This window comes from Streptomyces rishiriensis (genome assembly GCF_003112535.1).
Classification (GTDB): Bacteria; Actinomycetota; Actinomycetes; order Streptomycetales; family Streptomycetaceae; genus Streptomyces; species Streptomyces rishiriensis.
The window spans coordinates 1-2,700 of sequence record NZ_BEWA01000063.1 but is presented as its reverse complement, the minus strand read 5'-3'; the positions used below and the strand labels follow the sequence as shown (position 1 = coordinate 2,700).

The following is a 2,700-nucleotide window of genomic DNA, read 5'->3' as shown; positions in this document are numbered from 1 at the left end:
TCTCGGACCAGACAACGCCCGTGCGCGCGAACGTCTCCCGCTGTCGCAGCCGGTGCCACCGCAGCGGCGCGATACACAGTGCAGGCATCGGCACCACTCGGATCCGGCGGCTCTTGGGATCGTCGTCGTACAGCGTGCCCCTGCGGCGCTGCGTCTGCTGACGGACGTGCACGACGCGGTTGTCCAAGTCCACATCCGACCAGCGCAGACCCCCCAGCTCGCCGCGCCGCAGCCCCATGGCAATGGCCAGCACGAACGCCGCGTACAGCGGATCGCTCCGCGCGGCTTCCAGGAAGCTCAGCGTCTCCTCCAGCGACCAGGGGCGGATCTCCCGCTGCTTGACGCGCGGCGGCTCCACCAGCGACGCCACGTTCCGCGCGATCAGCTCCTCGCGCACGGCCGCCGTGAGCGCAGTGCGCAGCACCCGGTGCGCCTCTTTCGCGGTCGCGGCCGTGTGTGCGTTCTGCACGCGGGTGATGAAGCGGCGCACGTCCGCCACACTCAGCGACTCCAGCCGCCGTGTACCCAGCAAGGGCACGAGATAGAGCCGGACCTGCACCTCGTATTTGTCGTACGTGCTGAGCTTGCGGCGCGGTTCGACGTAGTGCTTCAGCCAGTACGGCAGCCACTCGGAAAGCTTCGCGGACCGGGTGGGAGTCGGGATGCCCTGGCGGTCACGCAGAACCAATTCCTGGCGCTTGGTGTCGCACTCCTCCCACGTGGTGCCGTAGACGGTCTTGCGCTTGCGGGTGCCGTCAGGTTGGGGGACATAGACGCGCGCTTCGTAACGCCCGTCCTTGCGCTGCCAGATACTGCCAGCACCGTTCGGATTCCTTTTGCGGGATGTCATCAGGCCGCGTTCTCCTCGATCTGTTCCTGAATGAAGGCGCGCAGGCTGTCGGGTGCCACGCGACGTGCACGGCCGACGGTGAAGCTCGCCAACTGGCGGGTGCGAATGAGGTCGTAGACCTTGCTGCGACTCAGGCGCAGGGCGGTCATGACCTCGGGGACTGTGAGCGCTTCAGGCGCTGCGGGCAGGGCGGTGCGCACGACAAACCTCCGGGGTAGTCGCGGGGGCTTCCTGCCCCCCTCCTGGGAAGTCCGCTACTTCCGCTACCGCCGCTACCTCGCAGGTCAGGGGCCTGTTCGAGGTAGCGGGAAGGGGTAGCGGTAGCGGATGGGTAGCGGCGAGGTAGCGGCAACTTCCGACGCTTGCCGCTACCTCATCACTGCTGGTCAGACCAGGTTTTCGGTGCCGGGTAGCGGAGGTAGCGGACTTTCCGGGGGTGGGGGGCAGTAGCGGGCCCACGCGTCCCAGAGATCGGCGGCGTAGTAGCCCTTGAGGACGCTGCCGGCGGCCTTGATGTTGCGGGAGGTGATCGGCTCGTTGTCGGCCGTCATGTACTCCGCGAGCATCTTGGACAAGCGGCGGTTGTCGAGCGGCTTGCCGCCCAGGTCGGCCCACGGGGCGTCGTCGAGGGCGTTGAGCCGGTCGAGGATGGCGACGGTGGGCAGGCGGTCGATGCCGACCATGACGTGGTCACGCAGGTCGGTCAGCAGCCGCACGCCCAGGCTGCCCTTGTCGTTGGCGCGCGAGGCTTTGACCAAGGTCAGGCAGGCTTGCCGGGCCCGGTCGGGCCAGTCGCCTCCGGCTGCGTCGGCGATGGCGAGGAGCGGTTCCCACACGTCGGCCGGCCGGTCGGCGACCCCGTCGGGCATGTCCGGCCACGCACCCATGACGAACCCTCGGGCCTGCTCCGCCCATTCGGCGAGCCGGTCGCGGAGCTTGTGCCCCTCCACTTCGTGGATGCGGGCCCGGAAGGGTTCGACCTTCTCGTTTCTGGCCCGGCGGCGCATGCGGATGATGACGGAGCGGGTCAGGATCGTGTCGGGCAGTGATCCGAGTCCGGCGACCGCGACCGCGCAGTACGAGGGGAAGGCCTGCACGGTCTGGTTGCCGCCGTCGCCGATGCACCGGTAGGTGACCCCGGTACGGCGGTGACCGGCGTTGAGGAACCCGCGCAACTCCTCGTTGTCCCCGGCCTTGGGGCCGAAGACGGTGTCGATCTCGTCGAACAGGATCGTCGGCTTGCCGTTGGGCCCGGAGACGGACCGGAACAGGGCGGCGGCGGATGCGTTGACCGCTGTCATGGGCTGCGGCACGAGGGTCTCGACGATCTCCAGCGCCCGTGTCTTGCCCGACCCCGGCTCGGGGGACAGGAAGGCGATGCGGGGGGTGGAGTCGAAGCAGTCGAGCAGATGGGCGTGCGCGTCCCACAGCGCGACGGCGACGAACGCGGCGTCGGTGGGGAAGACGTTGAAGCGGCGGTGAAAGGCCTCGACCTCGTCCAGCAGCGCGGCCCCGTCGATGGCGTCGGTTGCACTCATGCGGCGGCCCTCCCTTCGGGCAGCGTTGCGGGGACTCCCGCGCAGGCGGTCTTGTGGGCGGTGTACTCGTCGACCAGGGCGGCCACCCGTCGCGGACCGACGGCCGTGGCGGTCTTGCCGCAGGCGCAGGCGTAGGCGGCGCTGGGAAAGTCGCCATAGCGCTTGGACCAGCGGGCCCCGTCTTCGTGGTCCCGGTAGACAGGCGGGGCGTAGATGCGGATACCGGGCCGCTCCGGTGTCGGGTCGGAACTGGGAGCGGGGTCCGTGTCGACGATCGGGGAGCGGTCGGGGCACAGAGCAGTGACGACGCCC

At 69.3% G+C, this 2,700-nt stretch carries 4 protein-coding genes; all 4 read right to left on the bottom strand.

Annotation, left to right across the window (positions count from 1 at the left end):
* A partial coding sequence (locus Sri02f_RS40890; protein WP_109006328.1) for a site-specific integrase occupies positions 1-850 on the bottom strand: 850 nt, incomplete at its 3' end.
* A complete protein-coding gene (locus Sri02f_RS40885; protein WP_069772376.1) occupies positions 850-1,050 on the bottom strand; it encodes a helix-turn-helix domain-containing protein in 201 nt (66 codons plus the stop codon). The genes Sri02f_RS40890 and Sri02f_RS40885, both read right to left, overlap by 1 nt.
* A gap of 186 nt (positions 1,051-1,236) precedes the next feature.
* Entirely contained in the window at positions 1,237-2,388 is a 1,152-nt protein-coding gene (locus Sri02f_RS40880) for a DUF3631 domain-containing protein (protein WP_109006327.1), read from the bottom strand.
* Positions 2,385-2,700: hypothetical protein (locus Sri02f_RS40875; RefSeq protein ID WP_109006326.1), on the bottom strand; the 316-nt coding region annotated here is incomplete at its 5' end. The genes Sri02f_RS40875 and Sri02f_RS40880, both read right to left, overlap by 4 nt.

Bases quoted from the DNA above. Each gene is read 5' to 3' on its own strand.
- Sri02f_RS40880 (WP_109006327.1), bottom strand. From the start codon at position 2,388: ATGAGTGCAACCGACGCCATCGACGGGGCCGCGCTGCTGGACGAGGTC.